The following is a 3,325-nucleotide window of genomic DNA, read 5'->3' as shown; positions in this document are numbered from 1 at the left end:
CCGGCTCGCCGCGCTCGTCGATGACGAAGCAGCGGTCCGCGTCGCCGTCGAAGGCCAATCCGATGTCCGCGCCGACCCGCTTCACCTCGGCCTGCAGGTCGACCAGGTTCTTCGGGTCGAGCGGGTTGGCCTCGTGGTTGGGGAAGGTGCCGTCGAGCTCGAAGTACATCGGCACGACGTCCAGCGGCAGGCCGGCGAAGACGGTCGGGACGGTGTGGCCGCCCATGCCGTTGCCCGCGTCCACCACGACCTTGAGCGGACGGATCGCGGTGAGGTCGACCAGGCCCAGCAGGTGGTCGGCGTAACCGCGCAGGGTGTCCTGCTGGGTCAGCCGGCCGGCCTCGACCTCGACGGCCGGCACCGTGACGGTGTCGTCCTCGTTGATCCAGCTCTGCACCAGCTCGCGGATGTCCGCCAGGCCGGTGTTCTCGCCGACCGGGGCGGCACCCTTGCGGCAGAGCTTGATGCCGTTGTACTGCGCCGGGTTGTGGCTGGCGGTGAACATGGCACCGGGCAGGTCCAGCTTGCCGCTCGCGTAGTAGAGCTGGTCGGTGGAGCAGAGGCCGATCTCGGTGACGTCCGCGCCGCGGGCGGCCGCGCCCTCGGCGAAGGCCCGGGTCAGGCTCGGCGAGGAGGGGCGCATGTCGTGGCCCACCACGATCGCCGTGGCGCCGGTGACCTGCACGAACGCGGCGCCGAAGGCACGCGAGAGGTTCTCGTCCCACTGGTCCGGGACGACGCCCCGGACGTCGTAGGCCTTCACGAGCTGCTTGAGGTCGCGCACTGCGGCTCCACCCTGGTGTGTGCTGGAATTCGGGCTCGGTCGGCCCACGGTCACGATACGTCGCCGCAGGACGGCCTCCGTACGGGGCCTGTCCGGGCAGGGGTGCAGCGTACCGGGTGCGGGTGACCGGCCGGGAACGGCGGGAAGTCAGCTCTCCGGTGAGCGCAGGACCCGCAGGTGGCCGCGGCGGCCGGCCTCGGCCGGGTCGCCCTCCGGCGGACGGACCGGGCGCGGGCCGCGGTCCTGCGGCCGGGCGGCCTCGCGCACCGCGTTGGCCAGCGCCTCGAGGTCGTCGCTGCTGCGGCGCAGCGGCCCCACGTCGGTGGCCAGGCGGACCACCTCCCAGCCGCGCGGAGCGGTCAGCCGCTCGGCGTGCTCGGCGCAGAGGTCGTAGCAGTGCGGCTCCGCGTAGGTGGCCAGCGGGCCGAGCACGGCGGTCGAGTCGGCGTAGACGTACGTCAGGGTCGCGACGGCCGGTCGGCCGCACGCGGTCCGCGAACAACGACGTACAGAGCTCACGAGGGTGGACGGTACCGCACCGGCGCCCCGGTGGCTAAGACCCGCTCCCGCGGGCTGGTTCGTGTCGCCTCCGAGTGCTCTCGGATTGCTGTTCGCCTGGTCCACTTCCTGGCCTCCAAGGTCTAGGCTCGTCACTGATATGGACAGCTCCGCACCGCCACCGCCCGCACCGCCACCGCCCGCAGGACCGCCGCGCGGTGCGCGGCGCCGCGATCGGCACGGCCGTGGCCTGCGCGGACCGCTGGCTCCGCCGCAGGTCCCGATCTCGCTGAGCCGCTCCGAACTCTTCGAGGACTACGTCCGCGAGTCGATGGAGCGCCTGGAGCGCCGGTGGCCGCAGTTGATCGACGTCGACTTCGCGGTCGACGAGGTGCCCGAGGGGTCCCCGGGCGAGCCCGGTTTCCCGCCGGGCGGCGGGATCCCGCTGGGCCGGGTGCTGCCGGCCCGGCAGGGCGGCAAGAGCCGGATCGTCATCTACCGGCGGCCGGTCGAGATCCGGGCCAAGTCCCGTGACGACCGGGCCGCGCTGGTGCACGAGATCCTGATCGAGCAGGTCGCCGAGCTGCTCGGGCTCTCCCCCGACGCCATCGACCCGCGCTACGACGAGGAGTGAACGGTGACGGGGCGTCGGCCGACGCCCCGTCACCCGGGCGGGTCCCGGACCCGCCCTGGTGCACCGGCTAGTGCACCAGCACGCCGGGGTCCTGGGCGGCCTGCGGCACCTGGACGTAGCTGTGGTCGTCGCTCAGGGCCTGCACGGTGAACATCGGCACGTCCTTGCTGGGCACCGCGAGCACCCGGGCCGCCACCACCGGACCCCCCGAGAGGGTCTCCACGGTGAGCCCGAACGAGCCGTTGCCGCCGGTCGGTTCGGGCGCCGGCAGGACGACCGTGGCACCGGCCGGGACCGGCACGTCCTTGCTGGTCGCGGTGCCGCCGCCGGTGCCCGCCGAGGCGGTGACCCGCACCGAGGCGGCGTCGCCGGTGGAGGTGATCAGCAGCGTGGAGGTGCCGCCGCCGCGGGCGTCCGCGACGCTGGCCCGTTTGCCGACGGTGGCGCTGCCGGCCAGCCAGGCGGCGTCCGACTTGCTGCCGCTTGCGCGGTCCACCCGCAGACCGGCCACCACCGGGGTCGGGTGCTGCGGGTCGCTGGGGGTCAGCCGCAGCGCCGAGCCCTGGCCGCGGGTGACCTGGCCGAGGTCGACGGCGCTGACCATGCCGGCCTTGACGTGGATGGTCTCGTGGCCGGCCGGGGTGAACCAGCCGTTGGGGCCGGAGAGCTGGATCTTCAGGTCGGCGTCGTCGTCGCCCCCCGGGGCCGCCACCACCAGCCGGGCGGCCGACAGGTCGCCGGGCAGGCCGGGCAGCACCACGTCGGCGGCCGGATCGCTGGAGCCGGGCAGCCAGTCGGCGCCCTTGGCGCCGTCGGCGGCGTGCAGTCCGGCGCCGACCCGGCCGCTGCGCACGCTGACCTGCACGGCCAGGTCGGCCACCTGGTCCGGCACCACGCTGGAGAGCAGCACGGCCAGCGAGGTGCCGGGCGCCACCGTGATGCCGGTGGCGGCGTCGCTCTCGATCGGGCCCTTGTCGCCGTACAGCCGCAGGTCGACCACGGCGGCGGTGGCCTGCGCGTTGGTGAGGCTGACGTAGTCGCTGCGGTCGGCCGCGGTGCTGGCCCCGGCGAACCAGAAGCTGGTCCCGGCCGGCGTGCAGGTCACCCCGGACATCCCCAGGCCCCGCGGGTCGTTGACGACGGTGGTCTGGGTGACCGTGAAGCCCGGCGCGAAGGCGCCGCTGGCGACCGCGGTGGTACCGGCCGCGCTGTCGCCGTTGAGCGCCTGCACGGTGGCGGGCACGCCGGGCTTGGCCAGGCTGAGCCGGGCACCGGCCGTGTCGGCCCCCGCCGCGGGCGCGGGCGCCGGGGCCGAGGCGGCCGGCGCGGGCGAACCGGAGGGCGCACAGGCGGGCGGCGCGGCCGGTGCGGCGGGCGCGGGCGGTTGCAGGACGTCGCGCACGGTGGCG

4 protein-coding genes are annotated in these 3,325 nt (G+C 75.1%); 1 reads left to right on the top strand and 3 read right to left on the bottom strand.

The genetic code is table 11. The annotated features are described in order from the left end of the window. Both ABD323_RS40175 and ABD323_RS40170 read right to left on the bottom strand, forming a co-directional pair. On the bottom strand, positions 1-784 hold a 784-nt coding region (locus ABD323_RS40175), incomplete at its 3' end, for a phosphohexomutase domain-containing protein (RefSeq protein ID WP_486327167.1). Positions 785-931: 147 nt separating this feature from the next. Beyond that, positions 932-1,303: a DUF3499 domain-containing protein gene (locus ABD323_RS40170; protein ID WP_344447062.1), complete on the bottom strand. Its 372-nt coding sequence runs from the start codon at positions 1,301-1,303 to the stop codon at positions 932-934. Between the two features lie 139 nt (positions 1,304-1,442). Here ABD323_RS40170 and ABD323_RS40165 point away from each other — a divergent pair, with 139 nt between their 5' ends. Continuing rightward, positions 1,443-1,916 carry a metallopeptidase family protein gene (locus tag ABD323_RS40165; protein ID WP_344447061.1) on the top strand — a complete coding sequence of 158 codons (474 nt, stop codon included), beginning with the start codon at positions 1,443-1,445 and terminating at the stop codon, positions 1,914-1,916. A 67-nt stretch (positions 1,917-1,983) separates the two neighbouring features. On the opposite strand, the gene ABD323_RS40160 is transcribed toward ABD323_RS40165, so the two are convergent. Then, positions 1,984-3,325: DUF5719 family protein (locus ABD323_RS40160; protein ID WP_344447060.1), on the bottom strand; the 1,342-nt coding region annotated here is incomplete at its 5' end.

The sequence above is a fragment of the Kitasatospora nipponensis genome (genome assembly GCF_039528135.1).
GTDB classification, from domain to species: Bacteria; Actinomycetota; Actinomycetes; order Streptomycetales; family Streptomycetaceae; genus Kitasatospora; species Kitasatospora nipponensis.
This window is presented reverse-complemented; position numbering and strand designations above follow the sequence as displayed.